We start from the raw sequence: 23,709 nt of genomic DNA on the forward strand, positions 1-23,709 counted from the left end.
ATATACTTAAATACTGACATCCCGTTTTTTGAAAATAAAAAATGACAAGGACAAAAATACAGCCAGATAGATAACCAGCATAATAATCGAAAAGGACAATGTCATCCCTTCAACAATCGGGCCGCCCTCAAAATATAAATTCAAATTAGTATTGGCAAACAAAGAATATTTTGCCCAATCCGTCACAAATGCCAGCATGTTAGTTGCCATTGAACCGATAAACAGGAGCACAATAGAAACAGCAATTGCAATGGCTTCACTTCTAAAAATACTGGAAATCATGAAAGCAAGCGCTGTGAGCATCAGTAAGGTTACACTGCTTGATAAATAACTTACACCAAGATACAGTGTCCGTGACCATTCGTATACTTCTCCGCCGCTTGCCGATAAATGTGTGGATGCACCGTCAAACCCGAATAAGAGGCCGCCAACCGCAAATGAAACCACAAACAGCACAAGCAGCAAAAACAGACCGAACAAGATGGAAGTTACGAATTTGGCCGCAAGTATTTGAATTCTTGATGCAGATCGGACAAGCAGTAACTTGATTGTTCCGGTTTTGAATTCCTGTGAAACGATTGATGCCCCGACGATGATGACGAATGCACCAATCAGCTGTACCAGATTCATATTTCTGTCCATGTATGTCCAGGCATTTTCCTTTTCATATGGGGAAATACCATGTTCCAGTCTGTAATCATTAATTGCCCGCTGATTGACTGCATAACTCTCCAAGTAAGGGTTATTCGTTTCTTTTTCCTGCTTGGCGAATTCCTTGTTTTCCTGTGTCAATTCAGTACGCCATTGCTTCTCATCCGGCAGTTTTTCATCCTGCTGATTGTACATTGTAAAAATCGCAGTGGCAGCAATCCCCAGGATCACCAGTCCGCACATAACGTATGTGCTCACTTTATTGAATAATTTCATCCATTCATTACGAATCAATTTAAAAAACATCATGAGACACCCCCATTTGTCACTTCAAAAAAGCGATCTTCAAGTGATTGTTTTTCCAAGATAGACTGATAGACAATAATTTCATTTTCGACTAAATACGTGATGACTTCCCCCATCTGGTCTTTTGTTGCCTGAAGATGAAGTTGATTTTCAACAAACTGCACGTTGATGGACGGGAATTTATCAGAGACAAGTTCCCTTGCCCGGTCACGCTCATTGACTTCCAGTGTGAAGGTGCTGACATGGCCCGTTTGTTCCGTTTCCTCTTTTACATTTTCGATCTTAGCAATTTCGCCTTCCTGAATAATGGCAAAGCGGTCACAGATTAGTTCGATTTCAGACAGCAGGTGGCTGGAAATTAAAATAGCGACATTTTCTTCTTTCGCAACCCGACGCAGATAATCCCGCATTTCACGGACCCCCGCCGGATCAAGTCCGTTCGTCGGCTCATCCAGAATCAGCACATCCGGACTGTGCAGCATCGCCTGGGCAATACCAAGCCGCTGTTTCATACCGAGTGAAAATTTGCGTACCTTCTGTTTTTTTACATGGGACAGGCGAACAAGCTCCAGACGCTTCCGGATATCTTCCTTAATTACATTCCTGCTCATCCGTCCAAAGTGAATCAGATTTTTTTCAGCGCTAAGGTATTTGTACATTTCCGGATTTTCCACAATGGTGCCGACATGGCCGATTGCTTTTTTAAAATCGTGTACAATACTTTGACCGCTGATTGTAATATCACCTTTTGTGACATTCGTCAGCCCGACAATCATGCGAATGGTTGTTGTTTTCCCCGCACCATTCGGACCAAGAAACCCAAATATTTCACCTGGATAAACATCAAATGAAACATTGTTTATTATTTGCATTCTGCCTATTTTTTTGTAGACATTTTTTAATGATAATACCGGTTCCACTATGCAACTCCCCTTCGTTTTAACTTTCATTCCAAAACAGGTCATCAAGTGTTTTATCCAATGCTTTACAGATTGCCAGGCAAAGACTCAGGGTTGGATTATATTTGCCCAGTTCAATCAATCCAATTGTCTGTCTGGACACACCTGTTTTCCTGGCAAGTTCCTCCTGTGACAGATCATGCTCCACCCGTGCCATTTTCAGCTTAATGTTTTTCATCGTTACCACCGTCTTCGTCCATGTCATCCAGCTGTTTTTTTACTGCTTTATCACTTTTGTTCTTCATATAAGTGTGACCGATCAGCGTCACCAGAACGAAAAACGGAATATAAATTATAAGCGAAACGATGAAAACCATAAAAAAGGTATAGATAGAGTTACCAGTGTCTTCACCGTATAAAACGGCACTTCGGGTTCCAAAAATCAGTGCCATGGCAATACCAAAGAGCAAGCCTGTGATAACATTTTTCTTCTGCATCGGCAATTTGCTTGTACGGTCATGCATTTCCACTTCATCAGAATAAATTCCCAGACTGGCAGACCGGAACGCATAATAGACGCTCGACACAAATAAAATTGCCATCTCGGTATAGACACTGCCCGATTGAAAGCCATACAGATAAAATTTCAGCGCGACAGAGATTACACAAATGATTATGATTAGCGTATAAACCTCTCTGTAAATTTTGTTCTGCTGATTGATGACCCGCTCATCTTTCATTTTATTTTTGCGGAAAAAACCCATATCATTTTCCTCCATTCTTGATGTGTGAGTTTATTATATGTCATCGGGTAGCATTTTGCAATATATATATTGCATTTTAATAAAAATATTTGTCATTGGTGTGTTTCGGCGGGGGGATGTGGGCTGTGTTCGGCAGGTACGGTGCTGTGGTTCAGCGGGTACGGGGCTTTCTTCGGCGGGTTGCGCTCTTTGTTCGGCGGGTGTGGGATTTTATTCGGCGGTTCTGGCTCTTCTTTCGGCAAGGTTACTCTCTTTGTTCGGCGGGATTATTTTGTGTAACGGGGAGCAAATTCATAAAGTCAAGTCCTTATTATTGTGTAAAATCTAAATACAAGTTTTCAACCTTATTATGGTTTTAGTTGTGATTTGGTTTGGCAGGAAGGGGGTACCCCCTTCCTGCCAAACCAAATTTTCGCGCGCGTTGATCCCTGCTAGTCTTTTTTGATGATAATTTTTTTCTTTTCCTGTTCCTCTGCATAATCCATCAGTACTGCTCCGACTAAGCGGAAAGCAGACTGCGTATTTGGAAAGATACGTATTACTCTTTCCCTTCGCCGAACCTCTTCATTCAAACGTTCCAATGAGTTTGTACTGTGAATGAACTGGTGGTATTTTATAGGCTCATTAAGAAATTGCATCGCGTCATCAAAGCCTTCTTCCAGATTTCCAATGACTTTTTCCAGCTTAGAATTATCTTCATAACGCGCCACAAATTCGTCTTTAAATGTTCTTGCATCCTCTGGTTTCACCGCATCAAAAATGCGCTTTAAATCAATCTTTACTTCTTCTATGTTTTTCTTCGGCATGTCCTTAATAAGGTTCTTCTTAAAATGAACGGTGCAGCGCTGCCAGGACGTTCCGATAAATACCTTCTTAATGGCCTTCTTCAAGCCGGAATGGGCATCCGATATGACGAGTTTTGGAGATTGTAAACCGCGTGATATCAGGTCTCCCAAAAACTCCTGCCAAGCTTCGAAACTCTCGGCATGATCAATCCTGAAGCCCAATACTTCTCGCTGATTAATCGCATTAATTGCCGTTGCGATATAGATTGCTTTTGACACGACCTTATGATGTTCACGGACTTTGATATACATTGCATCAACAAAAATATATGGATAATACGTTGTGTTTAATGGCCGGTTTGCCCATTCCTTTACAATTGGGTCAAGCTTCGCTGTAAGCGATGATACAAAGGATTTAGAAACACTCTCCCCGCATAGTTCCTCTACAATATTTTTCACCTTACGGGTGGATACACCATTTATTACCATTTCAAGCATGGAAAGGGCGAAAGCTTTATCGCAACGCTTATATCTTTCAAACACAGTTGGTGCAAACTCCCCACTACGAGTCCGGGGGACACGTAATTTAATTTTCCCAATACTCATCATGAAATCCCGTTCATAGTAGCCATTTCGATAGTCATGACGATCGCCTGAGCGTTCATAGGCCGGAACGTTTAAATAATCATCTCGCTCTTTTTCCATATATTCATTTAATACCAATACGACAGATGATTTAACAACAGCATCAATGTTTGAATTCATAACAGCGTCTTTTAAAAGGTCCATATCTAGGTTAAACTGTAACTGGGTCATAATTAATTCCTCCTCATTCGTTTTTCGTGGTTGAAAACATTGTATCATGAGGAATTAATTTGACCTCTTTTTATTTTCTTTTTACACAATTATATGGACTTAATCATTCATAAAATATAGGTCCGCCTGCTTCTATTTCCAATAAAACGGTAATCGCCCCGCGTCAATAATCTTTTTGTTTTATCCGGTGACTTTACCATCAAAAAGTCTCTTGCCTCGCGATTTGTGATTTTATCACCTATCAAAAGCTTATGATCAGCTAATGCAGCCAGGTGTGCGTTTTTAGAGTAATGGTTGCAAAGGCTGCAATGCCAGATTCCCAAATTCAATGTCATAGGACCTGATTCGCAACTTGGACAGAACACTCCCCTTATCAATTCACTTTTTTCAACACCAAATTTCTTTAATACATTGATATCGGGTTCGGTGTGCTTCTGAACAATGAACTCTCCCAAACTATTCATACCTTTTTTATCGACGACGGGAGTTTTATACTGATTGTTTAATCTCTGAATGTGATGATATAGAAGGTTACTGTGAATGACCTCTTCCGGGATAGGGCGGTGTTGATACATCGGTTTAATAATGGTGGAAGGAAAGCTGATAACAACAAAATAAAGAATTGGGATTTGTGGGAGATTGTACTGACTTAGCCATTTTTTCAAACGGTATCTTTGTAATTTAACCTGAGGCACGGGATTTGGCAACCCTTCTTCAATCCCGGTATCGCCTATACGGATTACTTGTTTGTCTTCATCAAATAAGAGTGTGCCATACCAATTTTTGGATTCAAGTAAAAGGATATAATATTTCGTGAGGAGTAACACATCAATTTCAAAGCAATTTCCGTTGGAGTCTTCCAATCTGGGGTTATGGATAATGGCGTAATCTGGTTCCGGGAGAAGATTCAGTGGAAAAGTTAATGCCTGCTCTCCCCTAAAACCGGTCAGCTTGTTTTTTAGTTTATTTTCAATTCTTGTTTTTTGCGGATGGTGTTCGCTGACCCTTCTATCCAACGCCTCAAGCTGATGAATATACCTGGATTTCATAAGTGGTTTCAAAATCAAATTTACCACTACCTTTCCTATTTTTTTAAATCATACTACATTTCTTTGAAAAAATATAACTATTTTGTCTACTTTTGATTGCCATTCAAGGATTATCAATAACATTTATGGCCGCAACTGTTTCATGCGTTGCAATAGCCTTGATTCAGTACTAATTGTACTTAACATAAAGGTTACGTCGATTTGTTCGGCGGATGCGGCATTTGCTTCAGCGGTTAAGACATTTTCTTCAGCGCGAAATGGGTTTTGTTCGGCGGGTTCAGCACTTTCTTCGGCGGCTGGCGCGATTTGTTCGGCGGTTCCAGCTCTTCCTTCGGTGGGTAGCGCTCTTTGTTCGACAGATGCGACCCTTTCTTCAGCGCAAAACGCAGTTTACAGGTTCACGGGCATTCACACGTAAAATCTTTACTTACAACATGGATTGCAGTACTATTTATGGTAACAAAATTTTTACTATTTTGACTTATATGACGAAGAGTGGGTGAAATGGTGAATCTTACATATTTCCTGTTTTTCCTGTGCATTATTGTGTGTACGCTGATTATTACGTATTGGGCAGCAAAGCAGAATAATACAGCGAATCAGTTTTATATAGCGGCAGGCAGCCTGACGGGGATTCAGAATGGGATGGCGATTGCCGGGGACTACATAAGTGCGGCATCTTTTTTGGGAATTGTCGGGATGATTGCCATTGGCGGCTTTGATGGTTTTTTGTATGCAATTGGCTTTCTGGTTTCCTATCTGATTGTCCTATTTTTCATTGCGGAGCCGGTGCACCATCTTGGCAAATATTCGCTTGGGGATGTTGTTTGTTCGCGTTTCCCGAGTTACCGGATGCGGTGGATGATGGCGATCGGGGCATTTATCATTTCCATCCTGTATATGATTCCGCAGCTTGTGGCGGCTGGTCTGCTGATCCGCCTGCTGCTCGATATTGATTATTCCACATCAGTGCTCATTATTGGAAGTTTGATGACAGTCTATGTTGTGTTTGGCGGCATGTTCGCAACTTCCTGGGTACAGATTGTAAAAACTGTTGTGCTTTTGTCCGGGACGTTTCTCCTTTCCCTGATTGTATTTGCGCAATTCAATTGGGATCCGTCTCAGTTCATTGACCGGGTAAAACAGGGAACCCCGCTTGGAGAAAACTTTTTTCTGCCCGGCAATCTGTTTGATAACCCACTGGAGGCTATCTCGCTTCAGCTTGCACTTATCCTAGGTACTGCCGGCCTGCCGCACATTCTGATACGCTTTTTCACTGTCAAAAATACAAAGGAAGTACGCAAATCACTGCTGACATCCAGTTGGATTATCGGAGTTTTTTATGTGATCACGCTTGTCCTGGGATTTGGAACCGTTGCACTGATCGGATATCAAACGCTGATTTCCGTTGATCCAACCGGAAATCTGGCAGCACCTTTGCTGGCTGAGGCACTTGGCGGTGACTTTCTGATGGCATTTGTTGCGGCAATTTCATTTACAACCATTGTCGCAGTGGTAGCAGGGTTGGTTATCTCGGCAACCACCGCCTTTTCCCATGACCTCTATTATCACATCATCAAGAAAAAACAGACGACTGAAAAAAAGCAGGTACTTGCAGCGAAATGGACAGCATTTTTTGTTGGGCTGGTTTCCACCCTGTTTGCCCTTGGATTGAAAAATACCAATGTCACCTTTCTAGTGTCACTGACATTTACGGTTGCTGCTTCCAGTAATTTACCTGTACTGCTGTTTACAATCTACTGGAGACGATTCAACCAAACAGGGGCAATCATCGGAATGGTTTCCGGGATGACTGCGTCGCTTGCACTGCTGATGGTTGGACCACACATTATGAATCCAACTGGCGGGTGGATTACCGGCGAACCGCTATTTCCCTTGCAAAACCCCGGTATCATTGCGATCCCGATTGGTTTTCTCGGTGCGATTTTCGGGTCGCTGCTATCCAAAAATCCGGAAGAAAGCGACAGGGCATTCAAAAAGTTTTATATGAAAGCGATTACTGGAATTGAGACGAAGGATGAGGCATCATGACACACTTGACAATTGTTTTATTTGAACGGCTCGGACTGCTGCTGGTCATTGCCTTTGTACTTACCCGTACCCCCGGATTCCGCTCCCTGCTGTACCGGGAATACAGCAAGATGATGGCACTCATGCATATCGGTGTGTTTGGTTTATTCGGGATTGCCGGAACAATTGCCGGTGTCGTCATTGTCGACGACTCAACTGTCATTCGTGATTTTGTCTGGTCTGTAGAAGAAGGGCAAATGGTTGTCAGTCTCAGTCTGGTTGCAATCGTGATAGCAGGTCTTCTTGGCGGTCCGGTGGTCGGATTGGGTGCCGGAGTCATTTCCGGAGCTTATCTATTTTACCTTGGTGGAATCGGTGTCATGGCAAATGCACTGGTCAACCCGCTGACAGGGATTCTGGCAGGATGGACGGCACGATTTTTTTCACAGGAAAGGGTCATCTCATCATTGAAGGCCCTGTTTATCGGTGTTTTTCCACCTGTATTGCACATGCAATTGCTGCTGATTTTTGAACCGCACCGGGAAAATATGATTGCGATTATTAACGCCATTGGTTTACCGCTCGTACTTTCAAATGCAATTGCCATTGCCATCTTCACAGCAATGATTGGCATCGTTCTGCGTGAACAGGAAAACGAAGCTGCAATGGCGACCAAACAAGCACTGGCAATTGCCGAAGAGGCTCTTCCGTTTTTAAAAAAAGACTCATCCCGTGAAATGGCAGCCGGGATTACAGAACTGCTGTATGAGCGGCTGAAATTGGCTGCCGTTTCCGTTACAAATAAAACGGAAGTCCTTGCCCATAAAGGACTTGGTGCGAATCACCATCGTGAAGGTGACCGGCTGACCACATCACTGTCACGACAGGCACTGGCTTCCAAACAGATGAAGATTGCCTATTCCCATTCCGAAATACGCTGCGTTGATGAGGATTGTCCATTACAGGCAGCAATCATCATCCCGATTATCGAAGCAAATGATGCCACTGGCCTGATCAAATTTTACTTTAAAAAGGCGCAGCACATCCGGCCTGTGGAGGTGATGCTTGCGCAAGGACTGGGCCAGTTAATTTCCAACCAGCTGAATACAATTGCCTCAGACAAGCTGAACACGCACATACGTGATACAGAACTTCGTAATTTACAGGCACAGATTAACCCGCACTTTTTGTTTAACACGCTGCATTTGATAGCGGCATTATTCCGGAAAGACCCGGAAAAAGCCCGGCATATCACCGTAAAACTAGCCCACTTTATGCGTTTTAACATTGGGCTAGTTTCCGAATCACTCGTTTCATTGGAAAAAGAATGTGAACATGTCAAAGCATATATCGCCATCATCCAGACTCGTTTTTCCAGTCAAATGGATATTTCCTTTTCGGTTTCAGAAGGGATTTCACATGTGCGGATTCCCCCTTCAACCATCCAGCCGCTCGTGGAAAACAGTGTGCAGCACGGGCTGAAGAACATCCGCAGTGGTGGCGAAATTGCAGTATCGATTACAAAATCTGCTGAACATGTCCACGTAACCGTCCGGGACAATGGATGCGGTTTTCCAGCTGAGGTCCTGGATTTAGCCGGCCGTACAGCATTGAAATATAAACAAAATAAAGGTGCCGGCCTGTATAACGTCAATCAGCGGCTGATCAGTCTGCTTGGCGAACAGTCCCATCTGTCCATCCAAAATTGCACAGGTGGCGGCAGTGAAATTTCATTTACCATTCCAAATGAACACGCAATAGAAAGGCTGAGTGAATGATGAGAAATTTGCATGTCTTAATAGCGGAAGATGAACAACTGGCCCGGGAAGAACTTGAATTTTTACTGAATAAAGAACCGGATGTTGTGACATATCCAAGCGCTGAAACCGGTGAAGAATTGATTCAATTATATGTTGAGCATGAACCGGATGTGATTTTTCTTGACGTACAAATGCCCGGAATGTCCGGTGTGGAAGCTGCCAAACGAATAACCAACCTTGCATATCTACAGCAGCCATTATTCATATTCACTACCGCTTACGACACGTATGCCATTGATGCGTTTGAAGTGGAAGCAGTTGATTACCTGTTGAAACCATATGATGAATCCCGTTTCCTGAAAACGATGAAACGAATCCGCAAACTGATGGCACAATCCAAAGACACTGCCGGACAGAACATGCCCGGCAAAAAACATCAAACGGCAAAACTGCTCGTTGATGACGGAGAACGCATGGTGGTGCTCGCACCCGATTCAATTTTTTATGCCGTACCATCAAAAAGGGTTACCGAAATACATACGAAAGATGGGATCATCGAAAGCCGGCTGACCCTGAATGAACTGGAGAAAAAACTGGACAGCGAATCCTTTTTCCGTACACATCGCAGCTACCTGGTCAATCTGAATTATATTCGGGAAATCACGCCATGGTTTAATGGGACTAGCAACATCACCCTCACCGATAAACAGCAAACGAAAATCCCAGTCAGTCGCGGAGCCAGAAAAGTTTTGCTGGAGGTTTTTAAAACGTAACCATTTATCCGTAAATTTATACAATTCAAACATCAGGAACAACCGTTTACCCGAGTTTCCACTACATTATTCCGCATTCGTTTATACTCATGGAAAGCATTCTTATAGGTGGTGATGTATGTAATTCTGTGGTCAAGCGGCATAAAAAGATCCGGGAAGATCCGATATGAGTCGGAAAATTTAAAGGGGGAAATTATATTGAAAAATGAAACCGATTACAACGACGTCGTCCCTAGTGAAAGTATTGATTATGAGAAAGTGGAACAGAGTGAAAAGTTTCAAAATCTGATGCAGAACAGAAGAAAGTTTATCGTTCCCATGACAATTTTTTTCCTTGTCTTTTATTTCTTATTACCGATATTAACGTCCTATACTACTTTCCTGAACACACCGGTAATTGGTGATATTTCATGGGTATGGCTGTTCGCGATTGGCCAGTTTGTGATGACGTGGGTATTGTGTACCATATATGTAAAAAAGGCTGCTGTTTTTGATAAACAAGCCGATGAAATTATCGATGAGCAGCTTAAACGGAAGGGGCGTGCTTCATGAACGCAACAGTCGTCATTTTATTCCTCGCTATTGTTGTTTTGACACTGATTATCACGTATTGGGCTGCCAAACAAACACAGACAACGACTGACTTCTATACAGCCGGCGGTGGATTGAAAGGCTGGCAAAACGGAATCGCGATCGCAGGGGATTATTTATCCGCAGCTTCATTTCTTGGTATTGCCGGCGCGATTGCATTGTACGGATTCGATGGATTTTTCTATAGTATCGGATTTCTGATTGCTTATTTGGTTGTGTTATTCCTTGTGGCTGAACCACTCCGGAATTTGGGAAAATATACACTTGCCGATATGCTGAAAGCCCGATTCGATGCCAAAAAGGTGCGTGGAACCGCTGCACTCAGTACAATTACCATTTCCATCTTTTATATGATTGCACAGCTTGTTGGTGCAGGTGCACTTATTCAGCTCTTATTTGATATTCCATATTGGATAGCTGTTCTGATTGTTGGTGTCATGATGACAATTTACGTACTGTTCGGCGGTATGATTGCCACCAGCTGGGTACAGATTGTCAAAGCCGTTCTGTTAATGGCTGGTATGGTGATCATTTCATTCCTTGTACTGATGAAATTCAATTTCAACATCGGCTACATGTTCAGCGAAGTAAAAACCGTTACAAGTCACGGTGCCGACTACTTGAGGCCCGGCTTAAAATATACCGACCCGATGGGAACTATTTCCCTGATGATTGCACTTGTGCTCGGGACAGCGGGATTGCCGCATATTCTAATGCGCTTCTTTACCGTTAAGGATGCAAAAACAGCAAGAAGTTCCGTAATAACTGCCACATGGGTCATCGGTATTTTCTATGTGCTGACATTATTTCTCGGATTTGGAGCAGCGGCATTTGTCGGAGAGGCCAACATCCTCGCGGCGAACCCTGGCGGCAACATGGCTGCACCACTGCTTGCAGAGGCACTCGGCGGTGAAATTTTATTCGCGTTTATTTCAGCGGTTGCATTCGCAACCATTCTGGCGGTTGTAGCAGGGCTCGTCTTGTCCGGAGCATCAGCCTTTGCCCATGATTTGTATGGACAGATCATCAAGAAAGGAAAAGCTACCGACAAAGAGCAAATGATGGCCGCAAAATATGCTGCACTGGCAGTATCTGTTTTAGCGATTATACTGGCATTGTTCGCGCAATATTTAAACGTAGCATTCCTGGTATCACTCGCCTTTTGTATCGCAGCAAGCGCCAATCTGCCGGTAATCCTGTACACTGTTTATTGGAAAAAATTCAATACTGCCGGTGCCGTAACAGCAATGCTGACCGGCTTATTCTCTGCATTGATTCTGGTTTCCATCAGTCCAAGTGTATTTTCACCAGTTGAGGGTGCAGCGCTGTTCACCGGTGAACCACTCTTCCCGTTATCGAATCCGGCATTGGTTTCGGTGCCATTAGGATTTCTTGGCGGGTATCTTGGAACCGTACTTTCCAAAGAAGGAAATGCAAAACGCTATGCGAAGGTTAAGGTTAAAGCAAACACAGGTTTTCAGGAAGCGGAGTAGTCTAAACAGCAAAGCGTAAGTGCACACAGTAGTGGGGGTGTCATGATAAAATGGCACTCTTTTTTACTGCGTGCCGCTTTGTCATCCGCACTGGGACTTTGTTGCTGAAGGTGTATTTTTCTTCAGCGCGAAATGCTTTTCTTTCAGCGGCAACGGCTGGTTCTTCGGCGCAAAATGCTTTTCCTTCGGCGCGAAACAACTTTCCTTCAGCGGCAGCGACAGATTCTTCAGCGCGAAGCACCTTTTTCTTGCAAGGCTCGTTTTTCCGGATGAAGGATCGCAGACAGAGGACTGATACTCACTGATACTCAGCCAGACAACACAATAATAACCAGGGACAGGTTACTAAAACCTGCCCCCACTTCATTGTGCCAATTGCTTCAGCATCCCTTCAGCAAACTGCTTACATGCTTCAATATCTTTTTTATCAGGTTCGAGTTCAATTTTTAATTTTTCCCCATAAATGGATGCCCCGCGTTCTGATACTCTGGTGGAAATCGTATCAAGTGCAGCACCATAAACCGGATAAAAGGAATCACATGATCCGAAAACGCCAATCAGTTTACCGCTCAAGTCCACATTTTCCAATTCATCATAAAAATCCTCCACCTCATAAGGCAGATCATCATCCCATGTATAGGAACCAATTAATATCCCGTCATAACCAAGCATGTCCTCAGCACTGTCCAGCGGTTCAAAATCGAATGACCTTTTATCCACATCATGTCCAAGATCGTGAATATGGTCCACCATCGCTTCCGCCATCAGTTCGGTACTTCCGGTCATGCTCGCATATATTACTAAAATTTTTGCCATTTGCAAACATCTCCCTGAAACTCATTCATACACATTCATTATACGTTGAAATGAGAATAGTTTTCAATTAAGCAACTCCTGAATTCATGAACGTTTTGTGAAAAGTACAACAATCACCTTCACTGCCGCGTCCGGACAATACAACTGGAAATGCTATTAAATTGCATGTTGATGGTAATTTTGGTAATGTTAAATACCGTAATTATGTCTAAATAATCGGGGGCAACATGAAGAAAATCACAAAAGTATTTTACATTACATTATTTCTCGTCATTATTGCAGTCGCACTTGGAGCTGCCTTTCCGGAACAGTTCGAAACGATTTCCGGAAACATAAAAGCATTTGTCGCGACATCATTCGGATGGTACTACATGCTGCTTCTTTCCGCACTAGTTATCTTTTCAATATTTATCGCAGTCAGTCCATACGGCAAAATCAAGCTTGGAAAAGACCATGAAGAACCTGACTTTTCGACAGGATCATGGGTTGCTATGCTATTCTCTGCAGGCATGGGAATAGGACTGGTTTTCTATGGCGCTGCCGAACCTCTTTTCCACTATATGTCTGATGCGCCATTAGCTGAAGAGGGAACTAATAAAGCATTTAAACAAGGACTTTCCTATGCATATTTCCACTGGGGTCTCCATGTTTGGGCGATGTACGGTGTTATTGCATTGTCACTGGCCTTTTTCCAATTCCGAAAAGACGAACCCGGTCTGATTTCTGCAACGTTGAAACCGCTCTTTGGCGATAAAATGAATGGTCCGCTCGGTGTATTGATCGATGTGCTGGCTGTCTTCGCGACCGTTTTTGGGGTGGCCACATCACTCGGGTTTGGGGCAGTGCAAATAAATGGCGGTCTATCACATTTATTTGGTGTCGAAATTGGCTTTTCGACACAGTTTATCATTATTGCAATTGTAACTGTATTGTTTTTGATTTCCGCCTGGTCCGGATTAAGTAAGGGAATCAAATACTTGTCCAATGCCAACATGGTACTGGCGCTGATTCTGCTAATCGTTGTATTAGCTGTTGGACCAACGTTGCTCATTTTAAATATGTTTACGGAAACATTTGGTCTATATTTCCAAAACATCATTCAAATGAGCTTCCGCACCGCACCATTGGAAGGTGATAATCGTGCATGGCTTGACAGCTGGACAATCTTTTACTGGGCATGGTGGATATCGTGGGCACCATTTGTCGGTATGTTCATTGCAAGAATTTCCCGCGGACGGACGATTCGTCAATTCATTACCGGGGTACTGATTCTGCCTACCCTGATTGTTTCTGTCTGGTTTGCTGCGTTTGGAACAACAGCCGGAAAAGTGCAAAACAGTGGTGTTGATTTGACACAATATGCAACGGAGCTGGTTCTGTTCAATATGTTTGACCACTTGCCATTGTCACTGATTATGTCAATCGTAGCTATTCTGCTGATTGCATCGTTTTTCATTACATCAGCGGACTCGGCAACATTTGTACTTGGTATGCAGTCAACAAACGGATCCTTGCTGCCGCCAAATCATGTAAAGGTTGTCTGGGGCATTGCGCAATCGGCTGTGGCACTAATTCTGCTTTATGTCGGTGGTTTAACAGCCATCCAGAATACAATTATCATTGCTGCATTACCATTTTCATTTGTGATGATCCTGATGGTTATTGCGTTGTTCCGTGCGTTGAATAAAGAAGTGCAATAATATTAAGCAGGTGTCACTCCGAAGTTGGATGGTGACATCTGCTTTTTTGGGTTGCTGCACTGTGGAAAGCAGCCGCTCCAGCCATTCCATCATTAACGTCCGCCAGCGCAGCGGCAAACACTCTCCCTCTTTTATCTAATTGCTGTACGACTGTAATGCACGGTAAAAAAGATCCCAAAACTTCTTCTGATGCAGTTTGCAGGCAAAATTTGTATTTGTGTCGCTTACACCTTTAGTTATACATGTCATTCCGTATGTAAATTCGCCCTTCGTTTCAACATCCACGTGTACTTTTTCCATTTCAAAAATAAATGGATCAATCAAATATGCTACGGGACACGGATCATGGATAGCAGCTCCGGTAAAACCCGGCAGCCCTTGATATGCATTCATGTAGAAGGTCAGCATCTCACTAACAGCCGTTGCCACTGGATTGTCAATTGTTTTGATCTCCTCAATCGTTTCCGCTGTTGCCAATGCCTGGTGTGTCACATCAAGCCCGAACATGGCGACAGGTACCCCACTGTCAAATACCACTTTAGCCGCTTCTGCATCAGCATAGATATTAAATTCTGCTGCAGGGGTTCTGTTTCCATACGTACCCCCGCCCATCAGTACGATTTCCTTAACTTTCGGAAGGATTGCCGGTTCTTTTCGAAAAGCCATGGCAACATTCGTCAGCGGTCCAGTCGGCACCAGAGTAATCGGCTCGTCCGCTTCAATGAGTTTGTCGATCATTAAATCAACACCATGCTGGTCAACCGGTTGTTTAACCGGCTGCTCCGGAAGTGTCGTACCGTCCAGGCCGCTTTCACCATGAATATGTTCAGCAATCAGCATCTCGCGGAACAATGGCCTGGAAGCGCCTTGGGCAACCGGGACATCTTGAAGCCCAAGCAAATCACACAGCCGAAGTGCATTCCGTGTATTTTTCTCCACATTAACATTTCCTGCAACCGTTGTGATTGCTTCTATCTGCAAACCGCTGATTTTTGACGCTGCCAGCATTAGCGCCATCGCATCATCTTGCCCGGGGTCACAATCCATTATAATTTTTCGATTCATTTTATCCAGCTCCTTTAAATTTCATTAACCATGCTTCCTGTTTCTTTTACGGGCATCATATTCCGGTTTCAACTGTGAAAAAACGATCGTATCCTGAAATTTCTCCCCGTCAAAATCAGTCTGCCTCATCGTGCCTTCTTCCCTGAATCCATAGTTTTGCAGTAATTTACGGGAAGCATCATTAGCTGCAAATATATCCCCTGCAATCCGATTCAGTTCAAGTGTGTCAAACCCATAGTCCAATACCGTTTCCAAAACTTCTGTCATTACACCGCTGTTTTGGTATTCCTGACTGATGACAGCTGCCATTTCCGCTTTTTTATGCCACATACTTAATTTATGAAAACTGAACTTCCCGATAACAACGCCGGTTCGTTTGTCCACAATGACCCAAGGGATTTCCGTTTGCTGTACAAAACGCTCCATTGACTGCAAAATTTCGTCCAGCACATCATTCTGTGATTCTACCGGGTGTGGTGTTATATATTGCATTGTTTTTCGTTGGCTTAAAAAATAAAACAAATCCTCGGCATCTCTTTCGGCAATGGCACGCAGCAAAAAGTTGCCGGTTTCCAGGATCGGGATTTCCGTTAACTGCCCTTTCATATAAATCCCCCCCAACAAAAATGTGGTGTGATTCTTATCTTATCACACCACATCCACGCCGATTATTCTTCTTGTTTGTTGATATACTGATTCGGTTCGTCCCCGCCGCGGGAATTGCTGTTTTTAAATTGGCTTTTCCGCCCGTTCCGATGCTCCCCGTGGTTTTTATTTTCTTTGAATTGATTATTCTTTTCAGCCATGGCTGCACCCCTTTCTGAAGGTTTGCCAATTAGCTTTTGATGATTGAAATGCTTTTATTCACTTCAACCAGCCCTTCTCCTTGAAACGGGAAATTGCTTCAATTCGGTTGTCCACTTCAAGCTTTTCCAAAATCACCGAAACATAGTTGCGGACAGTCCCGGTTGTGATAAACAGTTTTTCCGCAATTTCCTTTGTATTCTTTCCTTCAGCAATTAATTGAAGAACCTGTTCTTCACGCCCAGTCAATGGATTTTCATTATCATAGGCCATATCAACAAGTTCCGGAGCATATATCCGCCGCCCATCCATAATTGTCCGAATTGAATTTGCCAGTTCATCACTTGGACTGTCCTTAAGCAAATAACCGCTCACCCCGGCTTTTCTGGCCCGTGCAAAATACCCCGCACGTGCAAATGTTGTCAAAACAATAACTTTACACGGATCATCTTTTAGTTCTTCCGCTGCTTCAAGTCCGGTTTTTAATGGCATTTCAATATCCATTATGCAAATATCCGGTTTGCGGCTTTTCACCAGACTTAACGCTTCTTCACCATTTTTGGCTGTTCCGACAACTTCCATATCCTCTTCCAAATCAAGCAGTGAACCAAGTGCACCAAGCAGCATTCGCTGGTCCTCTGCAATGATAATTCGTATCACAATGGCTCCTCCCGTTCTGTTTGCTGAATCGCATTTGGCACGCGAATTGTCAGTTGTGTGCCATCCTTGCCGGCAATCTCCAAACTTCCATTCATAAACTCCAGCCGCTCTTTCATTCCCAATAGTCCGTTTTCCCCTAATAAGCCTGTTTTTTCAGGGATGCCAATGCCGTTATCATTTATTTGCATCACCAATTCATCAGGTGATTGTCTAATGATAACTTTACAGACGGATGCCTTGCTGTGCTTCACAACATTCGTTACTGCCTCTTTCAAACACATACTGATTACATTTTCCACCAACAGCGGCGTGTACTTCAATTCAGGTTTTCCCTCTAATTGAAACTCTATCTGTGCAGCATCCAATACCTGCTGAACGTGTACCACTTCATCATTTAACCTGGCCCCCTTCATATCCGAGACCAGTTCACGGACTTCTTTCAGTGCCGTCCGCGCCGTTTGATGAACGTCATTGATTTCATTTATCGCGCGATCAGGTTTTACGGTTATGAGCTTGCTGGCCAGGTCACTTTTCAGTCCAATAAGTGACAGCTTCTGTCCTAGCGTATCGTGCAGGTCACGTGCAATGCGCTGCCGCTCCTCAAGCACGACCATCCGGGACAACCGTTTATTAGCATCCTTCAGTTCGCTTTCAAGCTGCTCACGTTTGTTGCGGCTGTAAATCGTAATCGGCAGCAGGATAACCCCGATAACACTTATAATAATGAATGGCAGCTGTGACATGAAAATGGTATTTTGTATAAAAAACCCAATACCGACCGCTGTCAATGTGGTTATCACATGAACGATATAAAGCGAGATAAATCCGGATTTTCGCTGCAGATTTCCAATGTAAAAAGCTAAAAAAAGGCCAAAATAAACATATCCGAGAAACAGTGTCATCACAACACTGATAGCCATTTCGACACTGACTGAAAAATAGGCTGTCCAGCCCTCCGAAAGAAAAGAAACCCGGTATGCAGTAAAAAACAGAATGATCATCACAATTCCGAAGATAATTTCGTACGTAGAAGATGAACGGAAAACAAAATAAAATGGCAGCACACAAAAAATAATCCATGCATAAATACTAAGTCCGGTGTTTTTTGGAATAATGTGATACCAGTTCTGCATATTGGCGCTCCTTCCTATTTTTAAAGTATAACAAATGAATGACCCTTCCATACAATTCAGAAAGGGTCAATTCCGGAAAATATTTATTTTTCCTGTACAGTTGTTCTTCCGGGGCTAATCCGAATCCCCGATTTTCTTTTTCGCAAAATATCTTTCATTTCTTTAAAACTGACAAACCTTTTGTTCGCCTCATCGTACAATCGGAAACGAATCGATTTCAGACTGGATGCCAATGTAATGGTTGTTGCCTTCTGCAGCGGCGGTGTTGATTCATGGGCTTCTTCCAGCTTATAGTTAGGTACTCTCGGACTTAAATGGTGGACATGATGAAAGCCGATGCTGCCCGTCATCCACTGGATAACCTTTGGCAGTTTATAATAGGAACTGCCATCAACTGCAGCCTTGACGAAATCCCATTCGCTCTCATTTTCGAAATAGGAATCCTCAAATTGATGCTGCACATAAAACAACCAAATACCGAGTGCACCCGATATAAACAGAATTGGCAGTTGAATAATCAGAAACGCCTGCCACCCGATGGCCCAAATTAATGCCGCATAAATAATAACAACCGAGGCGTTAATCAAATACGTATTCCACCGTTCCTTTGGCCTGGCCCCTTTTCGATTGAAACGATTCGACAGTAAAAAAAGATAAAGCGGTCCCAGACCAAACATGATAATCGGATTTCGGTAAAGCCTGTATGCCAGTCTTCCCCGGAAGGATGCTTGAGCATATTCTTCCACTGTCATCACCCATACATCACCGGTTCCACGCTTGTCCAGATTACCGCTCGTTGCGTGATGAATAGCGTGACTCCGCTTCCACTTTTCAAAAGCAAACAGCGTAATTATTCCGGTTATCGTGCCAACAATCCTGTTGGCCCTCTTATTTTTGAAAAAAGACTGATGTGCACAATCATGGAAGATAATAAAAATACGAATCACAAACCCTGATGCCACGACAGCAAATAAAAATGTCAGCCATACCGAAACAGATAAACTTTGATATGCGAGATACCAAAGGAAAATGAATGGCAATAGGGTATTCAATAGTTGTTTAATACTGGCTTTTGTATCTGGTGTCGCAAATGAAGCTACACTCTTCTTTAATTGCGCCTGTTTTTGCTTACTCATAATTTCCTCCCCCAAAATAGACACTTTCACTTATGCTAATCTAATTGTAGGGAAAATTTATAAGTTGGATAAGACATAAATGTCAAAGAACGGGTATGACAAATGTCATGTATTTCAAATCCACGACACCAAATTCGCTGCCTCTAATCATGACAATTTTTCCACGATTGCCCTTCCTGTCTGGCGCCCTGTAAACAGACATCCACCGAGAAATGTGCCTTCAAGTGAGCGGTATCCATGCAGCCCGCCACCGCCAAATCCGGATACTTCACCGGCCGCATAAAGTCCCGGAATTCCTTCACCTTGTGCATTAAGCACATTGCCTGACAAGTTGGTCTGCAGTCCGCCAAGTGTTTTCCGGCTAAGGATATTCAAACGAACCGCAATCAATGGGCCATTTTTTCGATCGAGCAGTTTGTGCGGAGCAGCTACCCGAATTAATTTATCGCCGTAATAGTTTCGTGCCCCGCGAATCGCTGTCATTTGCAAGTCTTTTGTAAAAGCATTGGTAACTTCCCTGTCGCGGGCTTCAACCAAACGTTTAACTTTTTCCATGTCCAGCAACTTTCGTCCCGCCAAACGGTTCATCCCAATTACAAGGTTGTGAATGTTGTCCGCAACAACAAAATCCTCCCCCTTTTCCATAAAGGCTTTGACAGGACCTGTTGCCCCCGGAAGCACACGGCTTAATAGTTTCGTAATGCTTTTCCCGGTCAGATCCGGATTTTGTTCAGACCCTGATAAAGCAAATTCCCGTTCAATAATTTTCCGCGTTAAAATAAACCACGAATAGCTGTATCCGGTCTTTTGAATAGCTTCCAATGTACCGAGCGTATCAAAGCCGGGAAAGTTCGGTGCGGGGAATCGATTTCCTTCCGCGTCAAGCCATAGTGAGGATGGTCCTGGCAGAATACGGATTCCATGTTTCTTCCAAACCGGATTCCAATTATTGATTCCCTCCGTGTAATGCCACATCCTGTCACGGTTCACAACACGTCCGCCCGCTCTTTCCGTAATCATCAGCATCCGTCCGTCAACATGTTCCGGCACCCCGGAAATCATCTGTTCCGGCGGCGTACCAAGTCGTTCCGGCCAATTTTGACGAATCAATTCAAAATTGGCACCGATTCCGCCGCTGGCAACCACAACCGCCTCCGTGAAAAATTCGAATGTACCCACTATCACCCGTGAACTTGCTTCCCCGCGTCCGGAAGTATCCGTTTCAAGCACTGATCCGCTGACACCGGTAACTGCACCATTCGCCGTTATCAGATCATCCACCCGGTGACGCGGCAAGTATTCTATCATTCCGGTTTTTATATGATCCCGGACGCGTTGTTCAAATGGTGCAACAATACCCGGACCAGTGCCCCAGACAATATGAAAACGGGGAACGGAATTACCATGTCCCTGTGCATCATAGCCGCCTCGTTCAGCCCAGCCGACAACCGGAAAAAAACGGATGCCCAGATCACGAAGCCATGCCCGTTTTTCACCTGATGCAAAGTCAACATATGCTCGTGCCCATCTTTGTGCCCAATAATCCTCATTCTGCTCCCTATCAAAGCCTGCTGTTCCCAGCCAATCCTGCCATGCCAAATCTCTGGAATCTTTTATCCCCATTCGGCGTTGTTCAGGTGAATCTATTAAAAATAATCCCCCGAATGACCACCATGCCTGTCCGCCGAGTGATGCTTCCGATTCCTGATCAAGCAAGAGGACCTTTTTACCACTGCTCGCCAATTCATTTGCTGCAACCAACCCGGCAAGCCCAGCCCCTACGACAATCACATCTTGACCCACGTACATCCCTCCTTTGCATATAAATCTATTGGAATAGTCAAAACGCAAAATGACAATTTCGTTCGTAATTCTAAATACCTATGTCGAATCTAGGTATAATTTCACTATTTTTGTCATAATCCATTTAAAATATTTACAATATTCATTCAAGACTATATCATTAATATGTGCGAGATTAATAGAGTTTGCAAGTAAAGGGGGTACATAAAGAGAATTCCGAAAGTTATTAAAAAAAGACAGGAGGAGTTTTATGGTATTGAAGAAAGGCTTACTCATTTCCACTGCAATGGTCCTTTCTTTAGGACTAGGAACAGTAAACGCGGAAACACTTGCATCAAAAGACCCAGGCACTCATTTATCATCTAAAGTTACTCCAGCACAAGGGTCGTCCATGGATCCAGGTGTTGCAAATGATGAAAAACTAATCGAAATGCTGAAAGAAAATGGCACGATTAAAGAAAATGCAACACGCAAGCAAGCAGAAAAGGCTTTGGACAAATACTTAAAATCAAAAATTAAACATAGTAAATCAACAAAAGATGATCTTCCATCAATTATGAATGCAAAATTACCTGGTACACCAGACAAAGGAAGCAATGGTCTGACAAGTGGAAACGGTAACAAATTGGGACAAGCCAAGAAAAATAAGGTTACTTCCGTTGTTGAGGAAGAGTATAACGGTGACGTTCGTGAAGACAAAGTTCTCGTACTTGCCATCGACTATCCGGATTATGAAAAAAGCTCAATCACTCCGGAAGAAACAGATATGTGGTATGAGAATTACACACATGATCATTTCCAGGATATGATTTTTGGCGAAAATGGTTATGAAGGTCCACACGGTAAAAACCTGATTTCCATGAAGCAATATTATGAGCAGCAATCAGGAGGCAGCTATACGGTTGACGGTACGGTCGCAGGCTGGTATACAGCTGACCACCCGGCAGCATACTACGGTGGCAACATTCCTGCTCCGGATGGCAGTGATGCCCGTCCACGCGAACTTGTATATGAAGCACTTTCGAAAGCCGGTGCAGATCCAAATGTTGATTTAAGTGAATATGATGTTTGGGATCGCGATGACTATGATGGTGACGGTGTTTACGCTGAGCCGGACGGTATCATAGACCATCTGATGGTAATTCATGCCGGTGTCGGTGAAGAAGCTGGCGGGGGATCCCTTGGCGGCGATGCAATCTGGTCACACCGCTGGAACCTTGGCGGACTGATTGCAGTACCTGGCGGCGAATCAGACAGTGATCGTTTTGACGGTCAGCTGGCAGCTTACGATTATACAATTGAACCTGAAGATGGTGCTGCTGGCGTTTTTGCCCACGAATTCGGCCATGACCTTGGATTGCCGGATGAATATGATACGCAATACAGTGGTGCCGGTGAACCGATTTCCTACTGGTCACTGATGTCAAGCGGCAGCTGGGCAGGACTTGTTCCTGGTACAGAACCACCCGGCATGAGCGCGTATGCCAAAGAAATGCTGCAATCATTGCATGGCGGCAATTGGTTAAGCGGAACGACAATCGATGCAAGTCAAGTAACAGGTGATGGTTTATCTGTACTGCTTGATGAAGCCGTGACAAAAGGCACTAACAATGATGCAGTCCGAGTTAACTTGCCTGACAAGCTGAATGTGCTGAACACACCTGCTGAAGGCCAGTATGAATACTACGGCGGTAAAGGTGACGAAACAGATCATAAAATGGTAACAACAGTAGACTTAAGTGATGCGACAAACGCTACACTCGATTTTGATGCATGGTACAACATTGAGAAAAATTGGGATTATGCGATGGTTCAGGTTTCAACTGATGGCGGTGAAACATGGAATTCACTTTACACTGACCGAACCAGCTCAACCATTGATCCGAATGGATACCCTGCTATTAAAGAAAACCTGCCTGGCTACACTGGTTCCAGTGACGGCTGGATTCATGAATCAATTGATATCAGCGAATATGCCGGACAGGAAATTAAAATTCAATTCCGTTCCATGACAGACTGGGCTTCATCACTGGACGGTTTCTTTGCTGACAATGTAACTGTAACTGCCGATGGAAGTGAAGTCTTCTTTGACGGTGCAGAAGGCGATCCGGCATTTAACCTGAATGGCTTTGAAAAGCATGATGGTAAATACTATACAGAACATTACTATTTACTTGAATGGAGAACACACAATGGTGTGGATGAAGGGCTTGCTCACATTGCCCGCGGCGACAGCGTGATGAGCTTTGATCCGGGTCTTGTTGTATGGTATGTGGATAAAGCATATGAAAACAACTGGACCGGTATTCATCCAGGCGACGGTTTCCTTGGTGTAGTTGATGCCGATCAGCACACACTATACTGGAGCGACCATACCGTAGCTTCCACAAGCTATCAGATGCATGATGCAGCATTCAGTCTGGATAAAACAGAGAAAATGTTCCTTGATTATACAGACCTGCTTGGCGTTACATTGAAAGATAACTTTACCAAGCGTACCCCTGTCTTCCATGACAGTGCCGACTGGAGCAATGCACCAATCATTGATGCAGGGCGTAATGTTCCGGAATACGGTCTTAACTTCCGTGTTATCGGACAAAGTAAAGATAACACGGTCAGTGATATCATGATTTACAGGTAATCTATGAAAACTGCCTTCAGCTATGCTGGGGGC

Annotated in this window: 21 protein-coding genes; 7 read left to right on the top strand and 14 right to left on the bottom strand. The window is 43.7% G+C overall.

Annotation, left to right across the window (positions count from 1 at the left end; all coding sequences use genetic code 11):
- Positions 1–6: 6 nt before the first annotated feature.
- The 6 genes from B1K71_RS18390 to B1K71_RS18415 form a co-directional block, all read right to left on the bottom strand.
- Positions 7–960, bottom strand: coding sequence for an ABC transporter permease (locus B1K71_RS18390; protein ID WP_077329559.1), 954 nt, complete (start codon positions 958–960; stop codon positions 7–9).
- Positions 957–1,877: an ABC transporter ATP-binding protein gene (locus B1K71_RS18395; protein ID WP_077329561.1), complete on the bottom strand. Its 921-nt coding sequence runs from the start codon at positions 1,875–1,877 to the stop codon at positions 957–959. The genes B1K71_RS18390 and B1K71_RS18395 overlap by 4 nt, the downstream gene beginning before the upstream one ends.
- A gap of 19 nt (positions 1,878–1,896) precedes the next feature.
- A complete protein-coding gene (locus B1K71_RS18400) occupies positions 1,897–2,094 on the bottom strand; it encodes a helix-turn-helix transcriptional regulator (RefSeq protein ID WP_077329563.1) in 198 nt (65 codons plus the stop codon).
- Positions 2,081–2,620 carry a DUF6773 family protein gene (locus B1K71_RS18405; RefSeq protein WP_077329564.1) on the bottom strand — a complete coding sequence of 180 codons (540 nt, stop codon included), beginning with the start codon at positions 2,618–2,620 and terminating at the stop codon, positions 2,081–2,083. Before B1K71_RS18405 ends, B1K71_RS18400 begins: the two co-directional genes overlap by 14 nt.
- A 431-nt stretch (positions 2,621–3,051) precedes the next feature.
- Positions 3,052–4,221, bottom strand: a complete 1,170-nt coding sequence (locus B1K71_RS18410; protein ID WP_077329566.1) for an IS256 family transposase — start codon at positions 4,219–4,221, stop codon at positions 3,052–3,054.
- 107 nt (positions 4,222–4,328) lie between these two features.
- Positions 4,329–5,288, bottom strand: coding sequence for a nuclease-related domain-containing protein (locus tag B1K71_RS18415; RefSeq protein WP_077329568.1), 960 nt, complete (start codon positions 5,286–5,288; stop codon positions 4,329–4,331).
- 486 nt (positions 5,289–5,774) lie between these two features.
- Between B1K71_RS18415 and B1K71_RS18420 the strand changes: the two genes are divergently transcribed.
- From B1K71_RS18420 to B1K71_RS18440, 5 genes are all read left to right on the top strand, one after another.
- Complete coding sequence (locus tag B1K71_RS18420; protein ID WP_077329569.1) at positions 5,775–7,322, top strand: solute symporter family protein; 1,548 nt, start codon at positions 5,775–5,777, stop codon at positions 7,320–7,322.
- Positions 7,319–9,079: a LytS/YhcK type 5TM receptor domain-containing protein gene (locus tag B1K71_RS18425; RefSeq protein WP_077329571.1), complete on the top strand. Its 1,761-nt coding sequence runs from the start codon at positions 7,319–7,321 to the stop codon at positions 9,077–9,079. The genes B1K71_RS18420 and B1K71_RS18425 overlap by 4 nt, the downstream gene beginning before the upstream one ends.
- On the top strand, positions 9,076–9,834 hold the full coding sequence (locus B1K71_RS18430; protein ID WP_342742153.1) for a LytR/AlgR family response regulator transcription factor: 759 nt from the start codon (positions 9,076–9,078) through the stop codon (positions 9,832–9,834). Before B1K71_RS18425 ends, B1K71_RS18430 begins: the two co-directional genes overlap by 4 nt.
- A 198-nt stretch (positions 9,835–10,032) precedes the next feature.
- Positions 10,033–10,386 carry a DUF485 domain-containing protein gene (locus B1K71_RS18435; protein ID WP_245799349.1) on the top strand — a complete coding sequence of 118 codons (354 nt, stop codon included), beginning with the start codon at positions 10,033–10,035 and terminating at the stop codon, positions 10,384–10,386.
- Complete coding sequence (locus B1K71_RS18440; RefSeq protein WP_077329575.1) at positions 10,383–11,918, top strand: solute symporter family protein; 1,536 nt, start codon at positions 10,383–10,385, stop codon at positions 11,916–11,918. Before B1K71_RS18435 ends, B1K71_RS18440 begins: the two co-directional genes overlap by 4 nt.
- Before the next feature lie 363 nt (positions 11,919–12,281).
- Here B1K71_RS18440 and B1K71_RS18450 read toward each other — a convergent pair whose 3' ends face one another.
- Complete coding sequence (locus tag B1K71_RS18450; protein ID WP_077329578.1) at positions 12,282–12,734, bottom strand: flavodoxin; 453 nt, start codon at positions 12,732–12,734, stop codon at positions 12,282–12,284.
- A gap of 227 nt (positions 12,735–12,961) precedes the next feature.
- Between B1K71_RS18450 and B1K71_RS18455 the strand changes: the two genes are divergently transcribed.
- On the top strand, positions 12,962–14,434 hold the full coding sequence (locus B1K71_RS18455) for a glycine betaine uptake BCCT transporter (protein WP_077329580.1): 1,473 nt from the start codon (positions 12,962–12,964) through the stop codon (positions 14,432–14,434).
- A 135-nt stretch (positions 14,435–14,569) separates the two neighbouring features.
- Here B1K71_RS18455 and B1K71_RS18460 read toward each other — a convergent pair whose 3' ends face one another.
- The 7 genes from B1K71_RS18460 to B1K71_RS18485 all read right to left on the bottom strand — a co-directional run bounded on the left by B1K71_RS18460 (position 14,570) and on the right by B1K71_RS18485 (position 21,035).
- A complete protein-coding gene (locus B1K71_RS18460) occupies positions 14,570–15,499 on the bottom strand; it encodes a nucleoside hydrolase (protein ID WP_077329581.1) in 930 nt (309 codons plus the stop codon).
- Between the two features lie 24 nt (positions 15,500–15,523).
- Positions 15,524–16,105 carry a GNAT family N-acetyltransferase gene (locus B1K71_RS18465; protein ID WP_077329583.1) on the bottom strand — a complete coding sequence of 194 codons (582 nt, stop codon included), beginning with the start codon at positions 16,103–16,105 and terminating at the stop codon, positions 15,524–15,526.
- 62 nt (positions 16,106–16,167) lie between these two features.
- Entirely contained in the window at positions 16,168–16,305 is a 138-nt protein-coding gene (locus B1K71_RS20050; RefSeq protein WP_175631968.1) for a hypothetical protein, read from the bottom strand.
- A gap of 58 nt (positions 16,306–16,363) precedes the next feature.
- On the bottom strand, positions 16,364–16,963 hold the full coding sequence (locus B1K71_RS18470) for a response regulator transcription factor (RefSeq protein ID WP_077329584.1): 600 nt from the start codon (positions 16,961–16,963) through the stop codon (positions 16,364–16,366).
- Positions 16,960–18,096, bottom strand: a complete 1,137-nt coding sequence (locus B1K71_RS18475; RefSeq protein WP_077329586.1) for a sensor histidine kinase — start codon at positions 18,094–18,096, stop codon at positions 16,960–16,962. Before B1K71_RS18475 ends, B1K71_RS18470 begins: the two co-directional genes overlap by 4 nt.
- Positions 18,097–18,179: 83 nt before the next feature.
- Positions 18,180–19,232 carry a fatty acid desaturase gene (locus B1K71_RS18480; protein WP_077329588.1) on the bottom strand — a complete coding sequence of 351 codons (1,053 nt, stop codon included), beginning with the start codon at positions 19,230–19,232 and terminating at the stop codon, positions 18,180–18,182.
- Between the two features lie 147 nt (positions 19,233–19,379).
- Positions 19,380–21,035, bottom strand: coding sequence for an FAD-binding dehydrogenase (locus B1K71_RS18485; RefSeq protein WP_139343361.1), 1,656 nt, complete (start codon positions 21,033–21,035; stop codon positions 19,380–19,382).
- 250 nt (positions 21,036–21,285) lie between these two features.
- Here B1K71_RS18485 and B1K71_RS18490 point away from each other — a divergent pair, with 250 nt between their 5' ends.
- Positions 21,286–23,676, top strand: coding sequence for an immune inhibitor A domain-containing protein (locus B1K71_RS18490; protein ID WP_175631969.1), 2,391 nt, complete (start codon positions 21,286–21,288; stop codon positions 23,674–23,676).
- Positions 23,677–23,709: the final 33 nt, after the last annotated feature.

It is taken from the genome of Virgibacillus siamensis (assembly GCF_900162695.1).
Lineage (GTDB): Bacteria > Bacillota > Bacilli > Bacillales > Amphibacillaceae > Lentibacillus > Lentibacillus siamensis_A.